At 64.0% G+C, this 1,124-nt stretch carries 1 protein-coding gene; it reads right to left on the bottom strand.

Annotated features, from left to right (window positions below; genetic code table 11):
* Positions 1–138: 138 nt before the first annotated feature.
* A complete protein-coding gene (locus NKJ00_RS32175; RefSeq protein ID WP_023811436.1) occupies positions 139–1,113 on the bottom strand; it encodes an IS5 family transposase in 975 nt (324 codons plus the stop codon).
* Positions 1,114–1,124: the final 11 nt, after the last annotated feature.

A 1,124-nucleotide genomic window follows, 5' to 3' on the forward strand; every position in this document is an offset into this window, starting at 1 on the left:
GGGCCCGTTGCGTTATTAAGTTATAGGGGCAAGGAGGGAGGGTCGGGCCAATGTGGGGTGCCTTGCGGCTCGGGTTTGAGGCCGGATTGGCTGGGGTTTGACGGGTTCGGCGGATTTCGGGCGCAATGCGACCCTGTATTAGGTCGCCAGCGTCACCCAGCGGCGCATGTTGAAGGCCATGGCGGCGATGAGGATCTGTCCTGCCGCCTTGGCCAAGCCGCGGTAGCGGATGGCGCAAAGCCGCATGCGGTTCTTCAAGGTGGCAAAGGTCGTCTCGACGGCGAAGCGTTGCCGCGCAATGAGCCGGTTGAAATGCTTCAGGCGCGCTGGCAGATGCGGATGATGCTTGTTGGCGCGCCGCATCAGTCTTGGCTTGATCCCGCGCTCCCTCAGCAATACCTGGCGCGCCTTGGTGTGATAGGCCGCATCCGCCAGCACTGCGCCTTCGTCGCCACAGATCAGATGATCTGCCTCGACCGTGTCGTTGACGTTGGCCGCTGTCGTTCTCACCCGGCGGATCAGGCCAGAGCCCTGGTCGACACCGACATGGGCCTTGTAGCCATAGGAGGAGCCAGGCTTGCCCTGCCGGCGTGTAAAGCCGGCATCGGGATCGCCAGCCTCGCCGGCCTCGTGCGCCGTTCCACTGGGTGGCCGTGCCGCCGCCGTCTCGATCACCGTGGCATCGAGCATCGTACCGCGCCGCAGGATCAGCCCGGCCTTGTCCAACTGACGGTCCAGTTCGCCAAACAGCTTCTCCAGAAGCCCCGCCTCGACGAGACGATTGCGAAAGCGGTTGAGCGTGGTGTGGTCGGGCACCGTCTCTTCGAGCGTCAGCCCAACGAAGCGGCGGAACGACAGCCGATCGGCGAGCGCCTCCTCCAGTTCGCTGTCCGACAGTCCATACAAGGACTGCAGCAGAAGCGCCTTGAACATCACCAACGAATTGTAGGCAGGCCGGCCTGGTCCGGCCGGCGAGCGCAGCCGTGCCAGGATCTTCTCGAAGCGATACCACTTCACCAGCAACGACAACCGGTCCAGGCGACCGCTCCGACCAAGACCCTGCGGCAGCAGAGCCTCCACAAAACTGAACTGACCGCTCGGCTTCGTCGTCATCGCAAGATCCC

This window comes from Mesorhizobium sp. M0227 (assembly GCF_040321855.1).
In the GTDB taxonomy this organism is placed as follows: domain Bacteria; phylum Pseudomonadota; class Alphaproteobacteria; order Rhizobiales; family Rhizobiaceae; genus Mesorhizobium.